This window comes from Rhodobacter sp. SGA-6-6 (assembly GCF_011043545.1).
Taxonomy (GTDB): Bacteria; Pseudomonadota; Alphaproteobacteria; order Rhodobacterales; family Rhodobacteraceae; genus Pseudogemmobacter.
In genome coordinates this window covers 278,856-298,205 of record NZ_JAAKGP010000003.1, presented here as the reverse complement: position 1 = coordinate 298,205, position 19,350 = coordinate 278,856, and the positions used below count along the sequence as shown (strand labels likewise).

The 19,350-nt window shown below is 70.1% G+C and carries 20 protein-coding genes and 1 tRNA gene; 8 read left to right on the top strand and 13 right to left on the bottom strand.

Annotation, left to right across the window (positions count from 1 at the left end; all coding sequences use genetic code 11):
• Positions 1 to 25 precede the first annotated feature (25 nt).
• The 5 genes from G5B31_RS07895 to G5B31_RS07875 form a co-directional block, all read right to left on the bottom strand.
• The gene (locus tag G5B31_RS07895) at positions 26 to 748 is read right to left on the bottom strand and encodes a cell wall hydrolase (protein ID WP_165015692.1); all 723 of its coding nucleotides are present in this window, start codon (positions 746 to 748) and stop codon (positions 26 to 28) included.
• Positions 749 to 947: 199 nt separating this feature from the next.
• Positions 948 to 3,494 carry a pyruvate, phosphate dikinase gene (locus tag G5B31_RS07890; RefSeq protein WP_165015689.1) on the bottom strand — a complete coding sequence of 849 codons (2,547 nt, stop codon included), beginning with the start codon at positions 3,492 to 3,494 and terminating at the stop codon, positions 948 to 950.
• Between the two features lie 70 nt (positions 3,495 to 3,564).
• Positions 3,565 to 5,832 carry a glycine--tRNA ligase subunit beta gene (glyS, locus tag G5B31_RS07885; RefSeq protein ID WP_165015686.1) on the bottom strand — a complete coding sequence of 756 codons (2,268 nt, stop codon included), beginning with the start codon at positions 5,830 to 5,832 and terminating at the stop codon, positions 3,565 to 3,567.
• Positions 5,832 to 6,302, bottom strand: a complete 471-nt coding sequence (locus G5B31_RS07880) for a DUF6446 family protein (protein WP_165016290.1) — start codon at positions 6,300 to 6,302, stop codon at positions 5,832 to 5,834. The genes glyS and G5B31_RS07880 overlap by 1 nt, the downstream gene beginning before the upstream one ends.
• A 59-nt stretch (positions 6,303 to 6,361) precedes the next feature.
• Positions 6,362 to 7,309: a glycine--tRNA ligase subunit alpha gene (locus tag G5B31_RS07875; protein WP_165015683.1), complete on the bottom strand. Its 948-nt coding sequence runs from the start codon at positions 7,307 to 7,309 to the stop codon at positions 6,362 to 6,364.
• Between the two features lie 177 nt (positions 7,310 to 7,486).
• Here G5B31_RS07875 and G5B31_RS07870 point away from each other — a divergent pair, with 177 nt between their 5' ends.
• Complete coding sequence (locus tag G5B31_RS07870; RefSeq protein WP_165015680.1) at positions 7,487 to 9,274, top strand: serine protease; 1,788 nt, start codon at positions 7,487 to 7,489, stop codon at positions 9,272 to 9,274.
• 6 nt (positions 9,275 to 9,280) lie between these two features.
• On the opposite strand, the gene G5B31_RS07865 is transcribed toward G5B31_RS07870, so the two are convergent.
• From G5B31_RS07865 to G5B31_RS07845, 5 genes are all read right to left on the bottom strand, one after another.
• A complete protein-coding gene (locus G5B31_RS07865; protein ID WP_165015677.1) occupies positions 9,281 to 10,072 on the bottom strand; it encodes a metalloprotease in 792 nt (263 codons plus the stop codon).
• A 111-nt stretch (positions 10,073 to 10,183) separates the two neighbouring features.
• On the bottom strand, positions 10,184 to 10,588 hold the full coding sequence (locus G5B31_RS07860; RefSeq protein WP_165015674.1) for a VOC family protein: 405 nt from the start codon (positions 10,586 to 10,588) through the stop codon (positions 10,184 to 10,186).
• 350 nt (positions 10,589 to 10,938) lie between these two features.
• On the bottom strand, positions 10,939 to 11,166 hold the full coding sequence (locus G5B31_RS07855; protein ID WP_165015671.1) for an Ada metal-binding domain-containing protein: 228 nt from the start codon (positions 11,164 to 11,166) through the stop codon (positions 10,939 to 10,941).
• Positions 11,163 to 12,065: a DMT family transporter gene (locus G5B31_RS07850; RefSeq protein ID WP_165015668.1), complete on the bottom strand. Its 903-nt coding sequence runs from the start codon at positions 12,063 to 12,065 to the stop codon at positions 11,163 to 11,165. Before G5B31_RS07850 ends, G5B31_RS07855 begins: the two co-directional genes overlap by 4 nt.
• Positions 12,066 to 12,127: 62 nt before the next feature.
• The gene (locus tag G5B31_RS07845; RefSeq protein ID WP_165015666.1) at positions 12,128 to 12,517 is read right to left on the bottom strand and encodes a DUF2147 domain-containing protein; all 390 of its coding nucleotides are present in this window, start codon (positions 12,515 to 12,517) and stop codon (positions 12,128 to 12,130) included.
• Between the two features lie 123 nt (positions 12,518 to 12,640).
• Between G5B31_RS07845 and hisA the strand changes: the two genes are divergently transcribed.
• From hisA to G5B31_RS07825, 4 genes are all read left to right on the top strand, one after another.
• Positions 12,641 to 13,360 (top strand): 1-(5-phosphoribosyl)-5-[(5-phosphoribosylamino)methylideneamino]imidazole-4-carboxamide isomerase, encoded by a 720-nt coding sequence (hisA, locus tag G5B31_RS07840; RefSeq protein ID WP_165015663.1) that lies wholly within the window; start codon positions 12,641 to 12,643, stop codon positions 13,358 to 13,360.
• A 3-nt stretch (positions 13,361 to 13,363) separates the two neighbouring features.
• On the top strand, positions 13,364 to 13,657 hold the full coding sequence (locus G5B31_RS07835; protein WP_165015660.1) for a hypothetical protein: 294 nt from the start codon (positions 13,364 to 13,366) through the stop codon (positions 13,655 to 13,657).
• A 68-nt stretch (positions 13,658 to 13,725) separates the two neighbouring features.
• Entirely contained in the window at positions 13,726 to 14,487 is a 762-nt protein-coding gene (hisF, locus tag G5B31_RS07830) for an imidazole glycerol phosphate synthase subunit HisF (RefSeq protein ID WP_165015657.1), read from the top strand.
• On the top strand, positions 14,484 to 14,798 hold the full coding sequence (locus tag G5B31_RS07825; protein ID WP_165015654.1) for a phosphoribosyl-ATP diphosphatase: 315 nt from the start codon (positions 14,484 to 14,486) through the stop codon (positions 14,796 to 14,798). The genes hisF and G5B31_RS07825 overlap by 4 nt, the downstream gene beginning before the upstream one ends.
• A 257-nt stretch (positions 14,799 to 15,055) precedes the next feature.
• Here G5B31_RS07825 and G5B31_RS07820 read toward each other — a convergent pair whose 3' ends face one another.
• Both G5B31_RS07820 and rlmB read right to left on the bottom strand, forming a co-directional pair.
• The gene (locus G5B31_RS07820) at positions 15,056 to 15,475 is read right to left on the bottom strand and encodes a CoA-binding protein (RefSeq protein WP_165015651.1); all 420 of its coding nucleotides are present in this window, start codon (positions 15,473 to 15,475) and stop codon (positions 15,056 to 15,058) included.
• A 164-nt stretch (positions 15,476 to 15,639) separates the two neighbouring features.
• Positions 15,640 to 16,428 carry a 23S rRNA (guanosine(2251)-2'-O)-methyltransferase RlmB gene (gene rlmB, locus G5B31_RS07815; protein WP_165015648.1) on the bottom strand — a complete coding sequence of 263 codons (789 nt, stop codon included), beginning with the start codon at positions 16,426 to 16,428 and terminating at the stop codon, positions 15,640 to 15,642.
• Between the two features lie 97 nt (positions 16,429 to 16,525).
• Here rlmB and G5B31_RS07810 point away from each other — a divergent pair.
• Together G5B31_RS07810 and G5B31_RS07805 are read left to right on the top strand one after the other, a co-directional pair.
• A tRNA-Tyr gene (locus G5B31_RS07810) sits at positions 16,526 to 16,609 on the top strand.
• An 89-nt stretch (positions 16,610 to 16,698) separates the two neighbouring features.
• The gene (locus G5B31_RS07805) at positions 16,699 to 17,493 is read left to right on the top strand and encodes a dimethylarginine dimethylaminohydrolase family protein (RefSeq protein WP_165015646.1); all 795 of its coding nucleotides are present in this window, start codon (positions 16,699 to 16,701) and stop codon (positions 17,491 to 17,493) included.
• Positions 17,494 to 17,612: 119 nt separating this feature from the next.
• Here G5B31_RS07805 and G5B31_RS07800 read toward each other — a convergent pair whose 3' ends face one another.
• Complete coding sequence (locus G5B31_RS07800; RefSeq protein ID WP_165015643.1) at positions 17,613 to 18,626, bottom strand: hypothetical protein; 1,014 nt, start codon at positions 18,624 to 18,626, stop codon at positions 17,613 to 17,615.
• A gap of 118 nt (positions 18,627 to 18,744) precedes the next feature.
• Here G5B31_RS07800 and G5B31_RS07795 point away from each other — a divergent pair, with 118 nt between their 5' ends.
• Positions 18,745 to 19,161: a hypothetical protein gene (locus G5B31_RS07795; RefSeq protein WP_165015640.1), complete on the top strand. Its 417-nt coding sequence runs from the start codon at positions 18,745 to 18,747 to the stop codon at positions 19,159 to 19,161.
• The last annotated feature ends 189 nt before the right edge of the window (positions 19,162 to 19,350 follow it).

Below are 19,350 nucleotides of genomic sequence, written 5' to 3'. Positions count from 1 at the left end.
GGCAAGCGCCCTCAGACGTCAGGCGTCAGGCGCCGGGCTGGCGGTAGAACACATGCGCGCCGATGGTGGCGGTGTGGCGGAACTTGCGTGCCCAGCCGGGCCGCACCGCGCGGGTGTGGAAATGCGTCGCGCCCTCGGTCAGGAGCCGCGGCGCCCCGTCCAGCATCAGGCGGGCGATGCGGCCGGCGCGGTCGCGGCTGGCGCGGTCGCGCATGGTGTCGGAATGGCCGTCGCAGACATATGAAAACGCGCAGGCCCCGCTGCCGCGCTGGTTCACGACACCGCAGACCGAGCGCGGGTAAAGCCCCGAATCGACCCGGTTCAGGATCACCTCGGCCACCGCGAACTGGCCCTTGATGCTTTCGCCGCGGGCCTCGAAGTAAAGCGCCTCGGTCAGGCATTGCCAGTCCTGCCCGCCTTCCGGCGCCGGCAGCGCCGCCAGCCAGGCGGCGTCGTAGCGGACACCGGGCTCCAGCTTGGGCTGGATCTTCTTCAGCTTCACCTTGGGCGTTGCGGCGGGCGCAGGCTTCGCCGGCCCGCTGGCGATGGCGCCGAGCGCGCCGTCGGGCAGCCGTTGCAGCCCCTTGCGCTCCAGCCCCAAAAGGTCGCCCAGTTCCAGGCCGATCTGGCCGGTGGGCGAGTTCTTCGTGCTGACCGAGATGTCGGCCGCTGCTTGGTTGGCGGCTGCCCCCAGGGTCATCGAGATGACCACAAGGGCGGGTGCCGCGTGCCTGACCAGGCGGTTCATGGCAAGGTTCCGTATATTGCCCCCAGCGTGACGCAGCACCGTCACGCAACAGAGGCGGGGCTTACGGGCATCGGGCCGGGGCGGTCCACGGGATGATGCAGAAATGCCACGGAATTCCGCATCCGCTCGGCAGGAATTCGCCGACAAAGCTAATGTTTCGGATTAAGAAACAATCACAATCACATGATATTGTGGACGATTACGAGTTATCCACACGATCTTTCAGCGCCAGATGCGCCGCCGCCAGCCGGGCCATCGGCACCCGGTAGGGGCTGCAGGAGACGTAGTCGAAGCCGGCGCGGCGGCAGAAGTCGATTGATTCGGGGTTGCCGCCATGCTCGCCGCAGACGCTCAGCGTCAGCTCCGGCCGGGTAAGGCGGCCGCGTTCCGCCCCCATCAGCAGCAGTTCCCCCACCCCGTCCACGTCCAGGATGTGGAAAGGATCCTCGGGATAAACCCCCTGCTGGACGTAGGTGTTCATGAACCGCCCGGCATCGTCGCGCGACAGGCCATAGGTCATCTGGGTCAGGTCGTTGGTGCCGAAGGACAGGAAGCCGGCGTGCTGCGCGATCTCGCCCGCCCGCAGCGCCGCGCGCGGGGTTTCCACCATCACGCCCAGCTTGTAGTCGAACTCGGCCTTGGCCTTGGTGCGCACCCGGGCGGCCACGGCGTCGATGCGGGTCTTCACCATCTCGACCTCGCGCCGGGCGCTGACCAGCGGGATCATCACCTCGGGCACCACCGGGGCGCCGCGGCGGGCGCTTTCGATCGTCGCCTCGAAGATCGCCTGCGCCTGCATGTCGTAGATTTCCGGCAGCACCACCCCCAGCCGCACCCCGCGCATCCCCAGCATCGGGTTCACTTCGCGCAGCGCATCGGCCCGGCGGGTGACTTCGGACAGCGGCCGGTCCAGCGCCTCGGCCAGCCCGCGCAGCCCCTCGCGGTCATGCGGCAGGAATTCGTGCAACGGCGGGTCGAACAAGCGGATGCAGACCGGCAAACCTTGCATGATCTCGAACAGCTGCACGAAATCCTCGCGCTGCATCGGCAGCAGCCGCGCCAGGGCGGCGGCCCGGTCCGATGGCGTGTCGGCGAAGATCATCTCGCGCATCACCACCAGCCGGTCTTCCTCGAAGAACATGTGCTCGGTGCGGCACAGGCCGATGCCCTGCGCCTCGAACCGCCTGGCGGTGGCGGCGTCCGAGGGGGTGTCGGCATTGGCCCGGATGCCGATGTCGCGGAACTGGTCGGCCCAGTTGAGCAGCAGCTTGAAGGACTCGTCCAGCGCCGGCGGCAGCATCGCCGCGACACCGGCCAGCGCCTCGCCCTTCGAGCCGTCCAGCGTCACCACGTCGCCTTCGCGGAAGATGCGGCCGTCCGAGGCGGTCAGCTTGCGGTCGCGGGTATCCAGCCGCATGTCGGAGGCGCCGACCACGCAGGGCAGCCCGAGGCCGCGGGCGATCACCGCCGCGTGGCTGGTCATGCCGCCGCGTTCGGTCAGCACGGCGGCGGCCGAATGCATCCCGCGGATGTCCTCGGGCGCGGTCTCGCGGCGGACCAGGATGCAGGCCTCGCCCCGCGCGGCGCTGGCCTGCGCGGCATCCGAGGTGAAGACCAGCTTGCCGGTCGCCGCCCCCGGCGAGGCGGCGATGCCGCGGGCGATCACGTCGCGCGGCCCTCGCGGATCGACCTGGTGGTGCAACAGTTCCGACAGCGCCCGCGGTTCCACCCGCAGCACCGCCTCTTCCTTGGGGATGATGCCGTCCTCGGCCAGCGCCACCGCGATGCGCAGCCCCGCCCGGGCGCTGCGCGGCACCTTCACCGCATCCAGCACCGCCAGCCGGCCGTCCTCGATGGTGAACTCGATCTGCATCTCCTCGCGCAGCCGCTCGCGGCAGATCGCGCCGAAGCCCTGCAACTCGGCGAACAGCGTGGGCGCGGCATCCTCCAGCGAGGGGCCGCGCTTGTCGCGGGTCAGGAACAGCGCCTCCTGCACCTTCAGCGCGTCGCGGCCCTGGCTTTGGCCGAGGTAGCGGCCGGTCACCTGAGGCAGGCCGGTGACCGGATCGACGAACTGGATCACGCCCGAACCGGAGATGCCCTGGCCGATGCCCTGCGCCATCTCCTGCACCACCAGGCCGAGCGCGGCCTCCGGCGGGGCGCCCTTGGCCTGGCGCAGCAGGCGGGCGGATGTGCCCTCCCAGGCCCGGGCCATCGAGCGCAGCACTTCCGACAGTTGCCGGGCCGGGTCCTGCGGGAAGGGTTCGTCGGTCTCGATCTCGTAAAGCCGCAGCACCTCGCGCAGGGCGCCCGGTTCCGGCTTGATCTCCTCGAACACATCGGGGTCCAACCGGGCGACGTGGATGGCGTAGGCTTGCACGAAACGAACATAAAGCGCATCGGCCGCGGAATCGCCATGGGTCTCGGCCAGCCGGGCATGGCGCTTGGCGTTCAGTCCGATGTTCAGGATTGTCGCCGGCCCGCCCCAATCCGGGTTGGCGGGCGAGGGGCGCACCGAGACCAGCGGCCCGTCGCCGAAGAGGTCGAGGATGCCCGCCGCATCCACCCCGTGCCCCGCGGCGATGGAGCGCACGGTGGCCGCCGGCAGCGCCACCGATTTCGGCACCGGCAGGTCGAGCCGGATCAGCCGCTGCAGGCATTTGGCACGCCAGCCATGCTCCCCCGTCCCGATGCGGGTCGAGGGGGTGATCTCGGCATATTCCAGAATCGGGTCGTGTTTCTGCACTGCGGCACCTTTCGCGCCCGCAGCATACGCCGCCTGCGCCTTGGCGCAAGCGTAACATATTTGCGCTGTTTCAGCCCTCGATGCGCGAAAGATCGGCGACGCCGGAACAGACGGCGCGGATGCGGTGCAGCAGGTTCAGCCGGTTCCTGCGCACGGTGGCGTTGTCGGTGTTGATCTGCACCGCTGTGAAGAAGGCGTCGATGGGCGCGCGGAGCGCCGCCATCGCGGCCATGGCGGCGGGGAAGTCCTCGGCCTGCATCGCCGGGCCGATCCTCGCCTCCGCCTCGTCAAGCGCGCGGAAGAGCGCGCGTTCCTCGGGGCCTTCGGCATAGGTCGGATCGGCGCCGAAGGAGTATTCGACGCCATCCTTCTGCTCGGCCTGGGTCAGGATGTTGTTGGCCCGCTTGAAGCCCTGGATCAGGTTGGCGCCGTCCTCGGTCTTGAGGGTGTCCGAAAGCGCGGTGGCCCGCTTCACTAGCAGGGTCAGGTCGTCGGCGCCGGGCAGGGACAAGCAGGCATCTATGACATCGTGCCGGACGCCCTGGTCGCGGAGATAGACTTTCAGACGATCATAGAAGAAGGAAACCAGATCCGCGATGACGGCATTCCGGCGAGTGATCCACTCCATGTCAATCGGCTCTGGAGGGGGAACTTTTCCAGCCTTCAGGCTGGCGTTGCCCGCAGCGATCTTCGCCCAAAAGCCCGGAATCGTGTGCGCATTCCAGCCGATAGCAAAGGTATGATACAGTTCAAGCCCTCGCACCCCATTCCCCAGCACCAGCCGGATCACCCCCAGGGCCGCCCGCCGCAGCGCGAACGGGTCCTTAGACCCCGTGGGCTTCTCGTCGATGGCCCAGAACCCGGTCAGCGTGTCCAGTTTGTCGGCCAGCGCCACCGCCACCGATACCGGCTCGGTCGGCACCGCGTCCGAAGGCCCCAGCGGCGAGTAGTGGTCGCGGGCGGCGTCGGCGATCGGGTTTCCGCCGCGCCCCGGGCTTGACCCGGGGCCTCCTTCCGCCTCGCCGAGGCCCCGGGTCAAGCCCGGGGCGGGCTCGCTCGGGGGCCGGGGCGGGTCGGACTTCAACGCCTCCAGCGCATAGTAGCGGCCCATCGTGCCCTGCAATTCGGGGAACTCGCCGACCATCGAGGACCGCAGGTCCAGCTTGGCGATCCGCGCGGCGCGTTCGGCATCCCCGGCATCCGCCCCCACCAAGGGCGCGATCTCGCGCGCCAGCGCCGCGATGCGCTCCACCCGGTCGGCCTGCGACCCCAGCTTGTTGTGGAAGGTGACGGATTTCAGCCCCTCGGCCCACTCGCCCATTCCGGCCCGCGCCACCCGCAGGTCGTTCTCCCAAAAGAAGCGCGCGTCGGATAGCCGGGCGGCCAGCACCTTCTGGTTGCCCTTCAGGATCGTCGCGCCATGGTCCGGGGTCTCGATGTTCGCCACCGTCACAAACCCTTCGATCCGGCCGGTCTTCGGGTTCTTCACCGAGAAGAACTTCTGGTGTTCCTTCATCGAGGTCTGCAGCACCTCGGGCGGCAGGCCCAGGAAATCCTCGCCGATGCGGCCCATCAGGGGCACCGGCCATTCCACCAGCCCGGCGACCTCGGCCAGCAGGCCCTTGTCCTCGACCACCTCCAGCCCCTGCGCGAAGGCCAGGTTCTGCGCCTGTGACCAGATCGCCGCCTCGCGCTCGCCTTGGTCCAGCATCACCCTGGCCCGGCGCAGCCTGGCCGCGTAATCCTCGAAGGAACTCACGGCAAAGCGCCCCGGCGCCATGAACCTATGCCCCTCGGTGCTGTTGCCTGCGGCGATGCCCTCGACCGTCAGCGGCACCACCGAGGCGCCGCCCTCGTCCGACAGGATGCAGAGGATGGAATGCAGCGGCCGCACCCAACGCAAGGACCCCGCGCCCCACCGCATCGACTTCGGCCAGGGGAAATTGCGGATCGTGGCTTCCAGAACCTCGGCGACGATCTCCGCCGCGGTGCGGCCCGGGCGTTCGATCACCGCGAACCAGACCTCGCCCTTCTTGTCCGCCCGCTTCTCCAGTTGATCGACGGTCAGCCCGGTGGAGCGCAGGAAGCCCTCCAGCGCCGCCGCGGGGGCGGAGGTGTTCGGACCTTTCCGTTCCTCGCGCACCGGCCGCGACTCCGCGGTCAGTTCCTCCACCGCCAGCACCAGCCGCCGCGGGGTGGAGAAGGCCCCGGCCGAGGCATAGGTCAGCCCGGCCTCCACCAGACCGTCCGTCACCCGCTTGCGCAACTCGTCGCGCGCCATGCCCTGCATCCGCGCGGGGATTTCCTCGGAGAAGAGTTCGATCAGCAGGTCGGGCATCAGTTGCTCCGTTCGGGGGGCTGCGGGCAGCCGGCCGGCAGGTCGCGGCCGTCGTAGAACGCCTTGCCGCATTCGTTGATCTGGTGCCAGGCGAAGGCCCGGCCGTCGGGGAAGACCGCGACCACGCGGTCCATGCCGTAATGCGGCAGGTGTTCGGACAGGAAGGCCAGCGCCTCGCCCGCCTCCAGCGCTTCGCCGATGGCCTGCGCGTCGTAGCAGTCGAACCAGCCGGGGCCGATGGTGGGCTCGGGCACCTCGTAGAGGCGGTAGGTCTCGGTCAGCATCGCCTGGCTCATCGGCGTGGTGAAGCAGGCGCGGAAGCGCAGGGGCGAGCTGTCGGCGTCGATCCCCTTCACGTCGTCGGCGATGATCGCCTCGGGCATATCGCCCGCGACCGGCATCAGCCGGATCTCGTTGCCCGGCTCGAACACCACCTCGTCGTAGAAGGCGTAGACCTGCAGCCACCACATGGCGATGCCGGCCACAAGCGCCGTCACCACGATCCCCCCCGCCGCCAGCTTGCCCGCATTCACGCCCCCGCCTCCGCAAGGGGCGCATCGGCCCCGGCCTCGGTCAGCCGGAAAGCATCGGCGCATTTCTTCGCCAGCGCGCGGACCCGGCCGATATAGGCCTGCCGCTCGGTGACCGAGATCACGCCGCGGGCGTCCAGTAGGTTGAAGATATGGCTGGCCTTGATGCACTGGTCATAGGCCGGATGGGCCATGACGATATGCTTGCCGGTCTTCGGGTCCTCGGCCGGGAAGTCCAGCAGGCGTTGGCATTCGGCCTCGGCATCCTCGAAATGCCGGAACAGCATCTCGGTGGTGGCGCCGTCGAAGTTGTGGCGGGAATATTCCTCCTCGGTCTGGCGGAAGATGTCGCCATAGGTCAGGGGAATGGGTGCGGAAGGATCGTTGAAGGGCATGTCCATGACATGATCCACTCCCATGACATACATCGCCAGCCGCTCCAGCCCGTAGGTCAACTCGCCCGAGACGGGGCGGCAGTCATGCCCGCCGACCTGCTGGAAATAGGTGAACTGGCTGACCTCCATCCCGTCGCACCAGACCTCCCAGCCCAGGCCCCAGGCGCCCAGGGTGGGGCTTTCCCAGTCGTCCTCGACGAAGCGGATGTCGTGGACCGAAAGGTCGATGCCGATCGCGGCCAGCGACCCTAGATACAGCGCCTGCAGGTCGGGCGGCGAGGGTTTGATGATGACCTGATACTGGTAGTAGTGCTGCAGCCGGTTGGGGTTCTCGCCATAGCGGCCGTCGGTCGGGCGGCGCGAGGGCTGGACATAGGCCGCCGCCCAGGGCTTCGTCCCCAGGCTGCGCAAGGTGGTCGCCGGGTGGAAGGTGCCGGCGCCGACCTCCATGTCGTAGGGTTGCAGCACAGCGCAGCCCTGCGCGGCCCAATAGGCCTGAAGCCGCAGGATGATCTCCTGGAAACTGCGCGGCGCGGCACTCGTTTCGGCCATCGTCCCTGCCCCCGTGATGATGCGCGCCCTCCCTACCCCCCGGGCCGGACATGGTCAATTCCCCGAAAGCCGCGGCCTTTGGCCTTGCCCTCGCGGGGGCCACGGTTAATGTGCCGCACCGATGATCGAACCGGGCAAGGCCTTGGCCCAAGCCCCGCCCCATGGGACTTTGTGACGATGCCAGCTGCCTTGCGCGCCCTTCTGTTTCTTGCCGCCGCCCTGCTTTCCGCCCTTGCCCCCGCCCATGCGCAGGACCGGGTCTGGCTCCAGATCGAGGCGCAGCCGACGCTGGCCGAGGCCCGCGACCGGGCCGAGGCCTATTCCGCCGTCTTCCCGGAGACCAACGGCTTCCACCTGCGCTCGGGCTGGTATGCCATCGCGCTCGGCCCCTACGGGGTGGCCGAAGGGGCGGCGCGGCTGAACGCGCTGAAGCGCGAGAACCTGATCCCGCGCGACAGTTTCATTGCCGACGGCCGGGAATTCACCGAGCAGTTCTGGCCCGCGTCGGGACTTGCGCCCGAGCCCGAGGCCACGCCGCTGGACGCCCCGGAAACCATCCTGGAGCAGGCGCTGCCCGAGGCCGAGGCCATCGCCGATCCCGGGCTCCTGGCCGAGCCGGCGCCGGTGGCGGAGCCCGAGGAAACCACGCAGCAGGCCCGCGCCAGCGAGGCGGAACTGTCGGCCGAGGACCGCAAGCTGTTGCAGGTCGCCCTGCAATGGTTCGGCTTCTACGAAGGCGGCATCGACGGCGCCTTCGGCCGCGGCACCCGCGCCTCGATGGCCGCCTGGCAGGAGGCGATGGGGCTGGAGCCAACCGGCATCCTGACCAGCCGCCAGCGCGCCACCCTGGTCGCCAACTACCAGGCCGAGGTCGCCGAATTCGGTTTCGCCGAAGTGGTCGAGGAAGAGGCCGGCATCCAGGCCACCCTGCCGCTGGCGCTGGTCGAGTTCGACCATTACGAGCCGCCCTTCGTGCATTTCCGCGAGAAGGACGGCTCCGGCCTGACGCTGGTGCTGATCTCGCAGCCCGGCGACGCGGCGGCGCTGTCCGGCCTCTACGACGTCTTGCAGACGCTGGAGGCGATGCCCGCCACCGGCGAACGGGCGAAGACCGACAAGGACTTCCGCATCCACGGCACCTCCGCCACCCGCGACAGCCACGCCTGGGCGCAGCTGGTCAGCGGCACGGTGAAGGGCTTCATGCTGATCTCCGCCCCCGGCAACGAGGAACGGGATGCCCGCATCCTGCAGGTGCTGGAATCCAGCTTCAAATCCACCGGCGCCACCGCGCTGGACCCCGGCATGGTGCCGATGGAGGAAAGCGCCCGCCGCGGCCTGCTGGCGGGGCTTGAGGTCAGGAAGCCGAAGTTCAGCCGCTCGGGCTTCTTCGTCGACGAGGCCGGATCGGTGGTCACCACCGCCGAGGCGATCTCGGGCTGCAGCCGCATCACGCTGGAGCGCGAGGTCGAGGCCACGGTGCAGGCCGGGGGCCAGGGCCTTGCCCTGCTGGTCCCCTCGGCCCCGCTGGCCCCCGCTGCGGTGGCCGAGTTCCAGCTTTCCCCCGACCGCATCGGCGCCGAAGTCTCGGTCGCCGGCTATTCCTACGAGGACCGCCTGCCCGCCCCGGTGCTGACCTTCGGCACGCTGGAAGAAAGCACCGGCCTGAACGGCGAGGACGGGGTGAAGCGGCTGGCGCTGTCCGCCCTGCCCGGCGATGCCGGCGGCCCGGTGGTCGATGCCGCGGGCGGGGTGATGGGGATGCTGCTGCCGCCCGATGCCGCTGCCGACCCGGCGCGGGAGCTGCCGCCCGGGGTGTCCTTCGCCGCCTCCTCGGCCGCGGTCGCCGCCTTCCTGAAGGGCGCGGGCATCGCGGTGAAGGAAGCCGCGCTGACCGAGCGCCTGCCGCCGGCGCAGTTGACGAAGCGCGCCACGGGCATGACGGTGCTGGTCTCCTGCTGGGAATGACGGCGGCTAGAACCAGCCGCCGATGAAGCCCCAGGCCCCGGCCAGATGGGCGGCGAAGCAGGCCAGATAGGCCGCCAGCGCCCATCCCCATTGCCGCCAGTCCATCGCCCGCTGCGCCCGGGCCAGCCCGTCGGCCTGGATCGCGCTGGTCGCGCCCAGAAGCGCGAAGATCACCAGCAGGGTGGACATCGACAACAGCCCCCAGACCCCGAGCGCCGCCGACATGGCGAAGGTCAGCTGCCGCGCCAGCTCGGGGTGGATGCGGTAGGCCAGGATGCGCAGCAGCCTGCCGCCGTCCAGCGGCCAGAACGGCATCAGGTTGAACAGGTTGAGCACCGCCATCACGATGCCGAGGACGTAGAGGAAGTCCGACACCCCCTCGGACAGGTCCCAGGTCAGCGCCGACAACGCATAGGCCAGCCCCATCGGCGCCACCGAGATGCCCGGGCCGAGCAGCACGATGAAGAAGTCCTGCGCCTGGGTGGCCGGCAGCCGGTCCGAGATGGTGACGCCCCCCATCAGCGGCACCAGCCGGAAGCGGGCATCGACATGGCCCATCACCCGATGCGCGGCGACATGGCCGAATTCGTGGACGACCACGGCGACGATCAGCGCCGCCCCGAACAGCGGCCCCCACAGCCAGCCCGCCGCAAGGACCGCCAGCGCGCCGAGGCCCAGCGACTGCGGGTCGAAGCCGGTGACGGTGGCGCCGCGCAACCCGCCGCGCAGGGCATGGAGCGTCAGCCCGGTCAGCGCCGCCAGCGCGGCGGCATAGGCGAATTCGGTCAGGCCGGACATACTGGCGCCTTCTTCGGTCCGGCCCGTGATGGGCGGCAATCCGGGCAGGACTATGGTGCAGGCCGGGCAACGGGCGCAAGCGGGCGGATTGTCCGGGGGATGCCGGGGCGGTCAGTCCCAGATCCGCGGCTCGGCGAATTCCAACGAATTGCCGGCCGGGTCGCGGAAGTAGAGCGAGCGGCCGCCGCCGGGCCAGTCGAACTCCGCCTCGATCTCCACGCCCGCCCCGGTCAGCCGGTCGCGCCAGCGATCGATCTCCTCGCGGCTGGCGGCAAGGCAAAGGTGTCCCGGGCCGCGGGCGCCATGGGGCGGGACCGGCAGCCTGGCGTCCGGTGTGGGCACTTCGGTGGCGGCCGGATTGAAGATCAGCAGGACGCCGGGTCCGACCCGGAAGAACACATGCCGCCCCTCGGCCCGGACGATCACCGGCAGGCCGAGGGTGCCGCTGTAGAACGCCTCGGCGGCGGCGAGGTCGTCGGCATAGAGCGCGGCTTCGAGGATGGCAGAGGGGCGCATGGGCCAAGGCTGCGCCGATGCGGGCGGGGCGTCAAGCGCCGGGTCGGCGGAGGGGAACGATGCGGCGGGAAACCGTGGAACGGCCCGGCTTTCCTGCCCGCTGATCCGGGCGGGAGAAGGCGAGGCACTGCCTCGCCCCCGCCTGTGCGCGGCGGATCAACCGGAGACGGTGGCAGCACCTACCCGAGAGGCCAGCGCCCGACCCGGCGGGCGAGAAGCGCCCGCCGAGGGCGGGGCGGGCGCTGGCCGGGCCTTGAGGGCCCGGCCGGTCAGGTTGACATGGTGCACCGTGGCGAAGGCGACGGCCTTCGCCACAGCAGCGGGGGGAGGACCACCTTCACGAGCCGGGCTCACCCCGCAGCCCCTCCCCCGCCGCAGCGCTTGCAGGCGCGGAAGCCCGCCGCCTCCGCCTCGGCCCGACTGTCGAACACCCGCGTGTTCTTCCGCAGCGGCCGGGCCGGGCAACCGTCGCGGCAATGGATGCCGGTGGTGACCACCGCCCAGACAAGGCCGGTGGCCGCCCCCGCCTCATGCGCCGCCCATTCCGCATCCTCCGGCGCCCGTCCTGCTGTCCTCATGGCCTCGCCCTCCTCCGCATCAGCCGCCCGTCCATCGCCAGCAGCCCCGCCGCGATCAGCGCGAAACCGAGGAGGTGCCGCGGCAGCAGCACCTCGCCCAGGAAGGCCATGCCCAGCAGGGCGGCGCTGGCCGGGATCAGGAAAGTGACCAGCGACAGGTTGGTCGCCCCGGCGCTGGCCAGCAGGCGGAAATAGATCAGATAGGCCAGCGCGGTGGACAGCGCCGCCATCGCCAAGACGGCCAGCAGCGGCCCCGCCGCCGGCGCCGGCATCGCCCAGGGCCGGTCCAGCGCCAGCCAGAGCGGCGCCAGCAGCAGCGTCGCCCCGGCGGTCTGGCCGAAGGCGGTCGCCAGCGGCGAGACCCCCATCCGCCGGAACCTGCGCCCCCAGACCGCCGCCAGCCCGTAGGACAGCGCCGCGGCCAGGCAGGCGAGGATGGCCAGCGCCTCGCCCCCGCCGGCCCGGCCCGTCATTGCGGCAACTCCGGCGAAACCGAAGCCGAGGCCCGCGGCCTTGGCCGGGGTGATCCGCTCGTCCGCCGTGCAAAGATGCGCCACGACCACCGTCCAGAGCGGGGTGGTGGCGTTGACGATGGCCGCCAGCGCCCCGTCGATCCGCCCCTGCGCCAGCGCGAAGAGGGTGAAGGGAACGGCGTTGTTCAGGAACCCCATCACCAGCGCCGCGCCCCAGGCCCGCCGCGGCAGCGCGGAAGTGACCGATTTTTCGCCGAAAAATCGTCCTCCCCACAGCACGAGGCCCAGGATCAGCGCCGCCACCCCCACCCGGCCGATGACGATGGTCAGGGGCGGCAGGCCGCGCAGCGCCAGTTCGACGAACAGGAAAGACCCGCCCCAGAGCAGGGACAGGGTCAGCAGCAGGCTCCAGTCGCGGCGGGTCATCGGGCACTCCTTTGCGCCCTCATGCCCGCGAAACGACCCCCCGGGCGACCCGGAAGCTGCGGTTACTTCACCCGGGTCCAGGTGCCGCCGTCGCGGCAGATGCCCAGGACGCAGCCCTTCACCGTCAGGCTGTTGCCGCTGAGCTGCATCTCGGAATTGTAGGTCTTGTCGCGGTCGGGCGAATAGACCTTGCCGTCGTCGTAGCGGCCGTCGCCATAGGCCACCATGTCCCAGACGATCTTGCGGCCGACGTTCGGGCTTTCGATCTCCTTGCCCGACCCGTCGAAGGCCTTGACCAGCGTGCCGCAGAAGGCCGGCCCGCAGGGCTTGATCTGGACATGGCCGAAATTGCCGTTGTCGTCGGGCTTGGTCTTCCAGGTGCCCTCCACCGGGTCGGCGAAGGCGGCGGCGCCAAGCATGGCAAGGGCAGCGGCGAGTGCGAATGTCTTCATCGGGTCCTCCTCCCTGATCTGCGGAATCCTTTGCGCCGCCCGTCCCGCCGATCAAGCGTGACGTTGGGTCCCTTCCCTTCGCGCCCGGTCCGTGGCATGGGGCGCGGGCAACCGGAGGCCGCCATGATCCTGTATCCCGCCATCGACCTGAAGGACGGCAAATGCGTCCGCCTGCTGCGCGGCGAGATGTCGGCCGCCACCGTCTTCGGCGACGACCCGGCGGCGCAGGCGGCGAAGTTCCAGGCCGCCGGCTGCGACTGGCTGCATCTGGTCGACCTGAACGGCGCCTTCGCCGGCCAGCCGGTGAACGCCGCGGCGGTGGAGGCGATCCTGGCCCGCGTCACCGTGCCGGCGCAACTGGGCGGCGGCATCCGCGACATGGCGACGATCTCGATGTGGCTGGAGAAGGGCCTGTCCCGGGTGATCCTCGGCACCGTGGCGGTGGAGAACCCGGCGCTGGTGCGCGAAGCCGCCCGCGCCTTCCCCGGCAAGGTCGCGGTGGGGATCGACGCCCGCAAGGGCTTCGTCGCCACCAAGGGATGGGCCGAGGAGACCACGGTGCAGGCCACCGACCTCGCCCGGTCGTTCGAGGACGCGGGCGTGGCCGCGATCATCTACACCGACATCGACCGCGACGGCGCGATGCAGGGCCCGAACATCGAGGCGACCGAGGCGCTGGCCCGGGCGGTGACGATCCCGGTCATCGCCTCGGGCGGGGTGTCGCGGATGGAGGACCTGATCACGCTCCGTGACACCGGCGTCATCGCCGGCGCGATCTCGGGCCGCGCGCTCTACGACGGGGCGATCGACCTTGCGGCGGCGCTGACGGCGCTGAAGGGGTGAGCGATGGCTGAGCGTTTTTTCAGATGGCATATCATGGTGCCGCTGATCCTGCTCATCATCGGACTCCTGCCGCTGTTTTCGGCGCTGTTGACAGCCACCGTGGCCGATGTCTTCAACTGCCGGGCGGACGAGGGAGGCGCTTATCCCTGTATCGTCGCAGGAATAGATATCGGGGGACTGCTCTCCTCCGGCGGGATGATGGCCTGGCTGGCCGTGTTCAGTTTGCCGTTCGTGGCGCTCACGGCCTTCCTCTGGCTGATGTTCGCAGTGATCTGGACCTTCGTGCCGCCCAAATGATTGCGCGAACCCGCGCCGGCCCTGCCCGGACAGTTGCGCCGCCCGGCCTGAACCCCTAAACCGGCGCCATGCTGAAGACCCGCATCATCCCCTGCCTCGACGTGGCCGACGGCCGCGTGGTCAAGGGCGTGAACTTCGTCGATCTGGTGGATGCCGGCGATCCGGTGGAGGCCGCCAAGGCCTATGACGCGGCGGGGGCGGACGAGCTGTGCTTCCTCGACATCCATGCCACGCACGAGAACCGCGGCACCATGTTCGATCTGGTCACCCGGACGGCCGAGCAATGCTTCATGCCGCTGACGGTGGGCGGCGGGGTGCGGACGGTGGCGGATGTGCGGGCGCTGCTGCTGGCGGGGGCGGACAAGGTGTCGTTCAATTCGGCCGCGGTGGCCAACCCGGACGTGGTGGCCGAGGCGGCGGATCATTTCGGCAGCCAGTGCATCGTGGTCGCCATCGACGCCAAGACCGTGGCGCCCGGGCGGTGGGAGATATTCACCCATGGCGGGCGGCGCCCGACCGGCATCGACGCGGTGGAATTCGCGCGGACCGTGGCGGCGAAGGGGGCGGGGGAAATCCTGCTGACCTCGATGGACCGCGACGGGACGAAGGCGGGCTTCAACCTGCCGCTGACCCGGGCGGTGGCCGATGCGGTGCCGGTTCCGGTGATCGCCTCGGGCGGCGTCGGCACGCTGGACCATCTGGTCGAAGGGGTGACCGAGGGCCATGCGAGCGCCGTGCTGGCCGCCTCGATCTTCCATTTCGGCACCTATACCATCGGCCAGGCCAAGGCCCATATGGCCGCGGCCGGCATCCCGATGAGGCTGACATGAGCGCGCTGGAACGGCTGGCCGCCACCATCGCCGCCCGCAAGGGTGCGGACCCCGACAGCAGCTGGACCGCCAAGCTGCTGGCGAAGGGCCCGGAGAAATGCGCCGAGAAATTCGGCGAGGAGGCGGTGGAGGCGATCATCGAGGCGGTGAAGGGCGACCGCGCCCGGCTGACCTCGGAAGCCGCCGACGTGCTCTACCACCTGCTGGTGATGCTGGCCGCCCGCGACGTGACGCTGGAGGAGGTGCTGGCGGAACTGGCCCGCCGCGAGGGCACCTCCGGTCTGGCCGAGAAGGCCGCCCGTTCGGGGTGATCCGGCGGCGCGGCTGCCGCCGCATTGCTTGTCGTGGCGGCCGGCGGAGTCTCATGGGGCTGCTGTCGGCTGATGGGGGCATTCTGCCCCCAAACCCCCTGAGGATATTCAAGTCAAGAAAGAGGATAAGACCTTCCCCTCTTTCTGGATGATAAATATCCCCGCCGGAGGCACGCCCGAGCCGGTTGCGCCTGAAAGGCGCAGAGGCGAGACAAAAGGCTTGCGCCGCAAGGCGCTCATCATCGCAACCGCGGGGATCAGAGGCCCAGCCGGGGAATCTCGATCGCCGGGCAGCGGTTCTGCACCGCCCTCAGCCCGGCCGCCCGGGCGCGGGCCATGGCCGCATCGTCGGTCACCCCGAGTTGCAGCCAGACCGCCTTCGCCCCGATGGCGATGGCCTCGTCCACCACGGCGCCGGCCTCCTCGCTGCGGCGGAACACGTCCACCATGTCGACCGGGCCGTCCTTCTCCACCACCTCGGCCAGCGAGGCGCGGACGGTGGCCCCAAGGGCCTCCTGGCCCGCCTGGCCGGGGTTGACCGGAATCACCCGGTAGCCGCGGCGGGCAAGGAAGGCGGCGACGCCGTGGCTGGCGCGGTCGGGCTTCGGCGACCAGCCCACCACGGCGATGGTGCGGGCATCGGTCAGGATGTCGCGGATGGTGTCGTCTTCGCTCATGTCGTCACCCAAGCAGAAAAAAGCGCCCGGGCCAAGCGGACCGGGCGCGGAAGTTGCGGAACGAGGGACAGTGAAATCAAGGTGCGGGGGTTCCGGTCCCGCGCCTCATCACCATGATTTAGAACCATGAAGCCCGGGTTAAAGCCCGCATCGCGCAAGCGTGATCACCGCGTGGCCGCGGCATAGAGCGCCACCGCCGCCGCGTTCGACACGTTCAGGCTGCCGAATCCCCCGGCGAAGGGAATGCGGGCGATCAGGTCGCAGGTCTCGCGGGTCTTGTCGCGCAGCCCCGGCCCCTCGGCGCCGAGGACAAGGCCGATGGCCCGCGTCCCCGCCTGCTCCAGCGCCTGGCCCAGCGTCAGCCCGGCCCCGCCGTCCAGCCCGATCAGCAGGTAGCCGGCCGATTTCAGCTCTTCCATCGCCTCGGAAAGGTTGGTCACCCGCAGGTAGGGCTGCCGCTCCAGCGCCCCGGAGGCGGTCTTGGCCAGCGCCCCGGTCTCCGGCGCCGAATGGTGGCGCGGCGCGATCACCGCGCGGGCGCCGAACACCTCGGCCGAGCGCAGAACGGCGCCGGCGTTGTGCGGATCGGTCACCCGGTCCAGAAGCACCACCAGCGGCGCGCCCTCGCCCGAGACCGCCACATCGGCCAGCCTGCCCCAGTTCAGCGGCCTGACCTCCAGCGCCGCGCCCTGGTGGACCGAGCCTTCGTCGATGGGCGCGGTGAACTTGCGCGGATCGGCGATCTCCGGCTCGATCCCGGCCTCGGCCACCGCATCGGCCAGACGGTCCAGCGCGTTCTTGGTCACCACCAGCCGCAGCTTCTCGCGCCGCGGGTTGACCAGGGCGTCGCGCACGGCATGGAGGCCGAACAGCCAGACGGTCTCCTTCGCCTCGGCCTTCGCCTTGCGTTCCTTGTCCACCACCCAGGTGGGTTTCTTCGACCCCGGCTTCATCTGGCTCTCCGATTTGCACCGCCTTCCTATAGCGGGCGAACGGGTCCCGATCCACCCTTGACGCCCCCCCGGCGCCCGGCTAAACCCCGCCTCCATCGGGTGACGAGCTGCAAGGTGCGGCAGCGGACTGTAACTCCGCCGGGGCGACCCACGCCTGGTTCGATTCCAGGGTCACCCACCATCCTTCCCAGGGATCGTGGACCGATGCGCCCCCCGTTGCAGGGGCGGCCCTGCCCGTGGCAGGGTGGCGGCACCTCCAGGAGAGACCGCATGTCCGACCGTTCCTACCGCTTCACCCATGCCGTGACCCGGCGCCCCTCTGCCAGCATCATCCGCGGCCTGCGGGCGGTGGACACCGGCAACCCGGACCTGGCGCTGATGCAGCGCCACCATGCCGACTACATCGCCGCGCTGAAGGCCGCCGGGGCCGAGGTGATCGAACTGGAGGCGCTGGACGCCTATCCGGATTCGGTCTTCGTCGAGGATACCGCTTTGTGCCTGCCGCAGGGGGCGGTGATCATGCGCCCCGGCGCGCCCTCGCGGCTGGGAGAGGCGGCCGAGATGGCGCCGGTGCTGGAGCGGCTTTATTCCACCGTCCGGCGGATCGAGGGCGAGGACAGCTTCATCGAGGGCGGCGACATCCTGGTGACGGAGCGGGAGATCCTCGTCGGCCGCTCGGCCCGCACCAATGCCGAAGGGGTGGCGGAACTGGCGCGGCTGGTGGCCGACTGGGGCCACAAGGTGCGCGAACTGCACACCCCGCCGGGCGTGCTGCATTTCAAGACCGATTGCAGCCTGATGGATGCCGAGACGGTGCTGTCGACCGACCGGCTGGCGGCCTCGGGCTGTTTCAGGGACTACCGGGTGATCCCGGTGGCGGCGGGCGAGGAAGCCTCGGCCAATGCGATCCGCTTCAACGACTCGCTGCTGTTCCCCGCCGGCTTCCCGCGCACCCGCGACCGGCTGGTCGATGCGGGCTACGCGGTGACCGAGATCGGCAACAGCGAATGCGCCAAGATCGACGGCGGCATGTCCTGCCTGTCGCTGCGCTTCACGCCGTCCTGAGGGGGCGGATCGGCATCCGGCAACAATGCCGCCCGACCTGACTGGCGAAGGCCATCGCCTTCGCCACATCGCACCATGTCAACCGGGACCGGCCGGATGGCGGGACGATGTGCTTCACCCTACCGCAGCCACAGCCCCGCGCGTTTCAGCGTGTTGCGGATCGCCTGCTCCCGGTGCGGCAGGTCCTCGCGGTCGAACAGCGCCCGCGCCTTGCGGCCCTTGTTCTGGTAGATCATCTGCTTCGCCTGCGGCCAGTCGCGCAGGAGCCGGCGGTTCTCCTTCTCCGCCGCCACCTGTTCCAGCACCTCCACCGCCCGGTCGCCTTCGCGCGCGTAAAGCAGCGGCAGGGTGCGGTAGTGGCAGGTCACATCGCCGTCCAGCCCCGCCAGCCCCGGCCCCGGCCTGCCGCCGCCGAAGGACTGCACCACCAGCGGCAGGGCGATCTGGTCGAGCCAGGGATAGATTTCCTGGCAGACCAGCTCCGGCGGCCGGTTGTCGCGGATTTCCCTTGCGTAGGACAGGAAGCGGGCGCCGAAGCGGTGGGCGCTTTCGTGGAAGAACCAGCCGGCGTTGAAGTAGAGATGGCGCTGCCAGTATTCCTCCGGCTGGCCCAGGTCCAGCGAGGCGGCGAAATCCAGCCCGAAACGGTCGTAGAGCGCCTTCCAGGTGGCGGCATAGCCCGGCCCGTAAAGCTCGATCACCGGCCAGGTGCCCTCGCGCCGCATCGAGGCCGAGGGGCGGGCGAAGTCGATTTCCAGCGTGGCGAGGTTGCCGGTCACCAGCGTGTCGGTGTCGAGGAAGAGGAAGGGCCCGTCCGGCAGCGCGGCCAGCCCCTCGATCTTGTTGCCGTGCGGATAGGCGGAGCCGAAGACGCGGCTCTCGAAGGGGAGGATCTCGGCCCCCAGCTCCTGCAACCGCTCGCGCAGGGCGGGGTCGGTCAGCCGCGGGTCCGCGGTCCATTTCGGCCCGGGCTGCGGCTCCATCAGGCAGAGGCGGCCGGCGAAGCCGGGGTTGGTGGCGCGCAGCGAGGCGGCCAGCAGCAGCGCCTCGTATCCCAGCCGCCCGCCCTGCACCACAGCGGCGATGGTATAGGGGACCTGCGCCCCCTTGGTTTCCTGCGGCCTCGCCGTCACCTGCCTGTCTCCCGACCCCTTTACCGATACCGGACGCGGACTTGTCCGCCGCCGCCCGGGGCCGCACTATAGGGGCCGCCCCCCGCGGGCGAAAGGTTCGACAGCACGAGGTTTTTCCATGTCCCGTCCCCTGTGCCTGACCGCCCTGCTCCTGGCATTGCCGCTGCCTGCCCCTGCCCAGGACTTCACCACCGCCGCCGAAGTGAAGCCGATCCTGACCGCGACGAAGGACCAATGGGTCGCCATCCGCGAATACGACGGCAAGGACCTGATCTATTTCACCAATCTCCTGGCCTGGCGCTGCGGGCTGACGCAGGTGGCCTGGGGCATCAACGGCGGCGCGGCGGAAACCGCGATGCCGATGGAGCCCTGCCACGAGGGCGAGGCGCAGCCGAACGCGCTGAAGATGGAAGAGATGCTGCCCTATGCCGAGGCGCCGCTGGGCAGCATCGCCAGCCTTACCGTCGCCGTCACCTTCGACGACGGCTCGGTGGAGACCGCCAGCTACGAGCGCAAGGCGGTGCTGATGCCCTGAGGGGCGGTGCCGCCGAATCGCGGCCGTCCGAACGGATCGGCAGTCGGCTCTGGAAAGCCACCGTTCGGCCGGGCGGGAACAGGCGAGGCACTGCCTCGCCCCGCCCGTGCGCAGCATGTCAACCGGAGACTGTCAGCCCGAGACCCCGAGAGGCCAGCGCCGACCGGGCGGCGAGAAGCGCCCGCCGAG

Coding starts and splice junctions, on each gene's coding strand:
- G5B31_RS07895 (WP_165015692.1), bottom strand. CDS start 748: ATGAACCGCCTGGTCAGGCACGCGGCACCCGCCCTTGTGGTCATCTCG.
- glyS (WP_165015686.1), bottom strand. CDS start 5,832: ATGCCCGACCTGCTGATCGAACTCTTCTCCGAGGAAATCCCCGCGCGG.
- G5B31_RS07880 (WP_165016290.1), bottom strand. CDS start 6,302: ATGTGGTGGCTGCAGGTCTACGCCTTCTACGACGAGGTGGTGTTCGAG.
- G5B31_RS07875 (WP_165015683.1), bottom strand. CDS start 7,309: ATGGCCGAAACGAGTGCCGCGCCGCGCAGTTTCCAGGAGATCATCCTG.
- G5B31_RS07870 (WP_165015680.1), top strand. CDS start 7,487: ATGCCAGCTGCCTTGCGCGCCCTTCTGTTTCTTGCCGCCGCCCTGCTT.
- G5B31_RS07865 (WP_165015677.1), bottom strand. CDS start 10,072: ATGTCCGGCCTGACCGAATTCGCCTATGCCGCCGCGCTGGCGGCGCTG.
- G5B31_RS07860 (WP_165015674.1), bottom strand. CDS start 10,588: ATGCGCCCCTCTGCCATCCTCGAAGCCGCGCTCTATGCCGACGACCTC.
- G5B31_RS07855 (WP_165015671.1), bottom strand. CDS start 11,166: ATGAGGACAGCAGGACGGGCGCCGGAGGATGCGGAATGGGCGGCGCAT.
- G5B31_RS07850 (WP_165015668.1), bottom strand. CDS start 12,065: ATGACCCGCCGCGACTGGAGCCTGCTGCTGACCCTGTCCCTGCTCTGG.
- G5B31_RS07845 (WP_165015666.1), bottom strand. CDS start 12,517: ATGAAGACATTCGCACTCGCCGCTGCCCTTGCCATGCTTGGCGCCGCC.
- hisA (WP_165015663.1), top strand. CDS start 12,641: ATGATCCTGTATCCCGCCATCGACCTGAAGGACGGCAAATGCGTCCGC.
- G5B31_RS07835 (WP_165015660.1), top strand. CDS start 13,364: ATGGCTGAGCGTTTTTTCAGATGGCATATCATGGTGCCGCTGATCCTG.
- hisF (WP_165015657.1), top strand. CDS start 13,726: ATGCTGAAGACCCGCATCATCCCCTGCCTCGACGTGGCCGACGGCCGC.
- G5B31_RS07825 (WP_165015654.1), top strand. CDS start 14,484: ATGAGCGCGCTGGAACGGCTGGCCGCCACCATCGCCGCCCGCAAGGGT.
- G5B31_RS07820 (WP_165015651.1), bottom strand. CDS start 15,475: ATGAGCGAAGACGACACCATCCGCGACATCCTGACCGATGCCCGCACC.
- rlmB (WP_165015648.1), bottom strand. CDS start 16,428: ATGAAGCCGGGGTCGAAGAAACCCACCTGGGTGGTGGACAAGGAACGC.
- G5B31_RS07805 (WP_165015646.1), top strand. CDS start 16,699: ATGTCCGACCGTTCCTACCGCTTCACCCATGCCGTGACCCGGCGCCCC.
- G5B31_RS07795 (WP_165015640.1), top strand. CDS start 18,745: ATGTCCCGTCCCCTGTGCCTGACCGCCCTGCTCCTGGCATTGCCGCTG.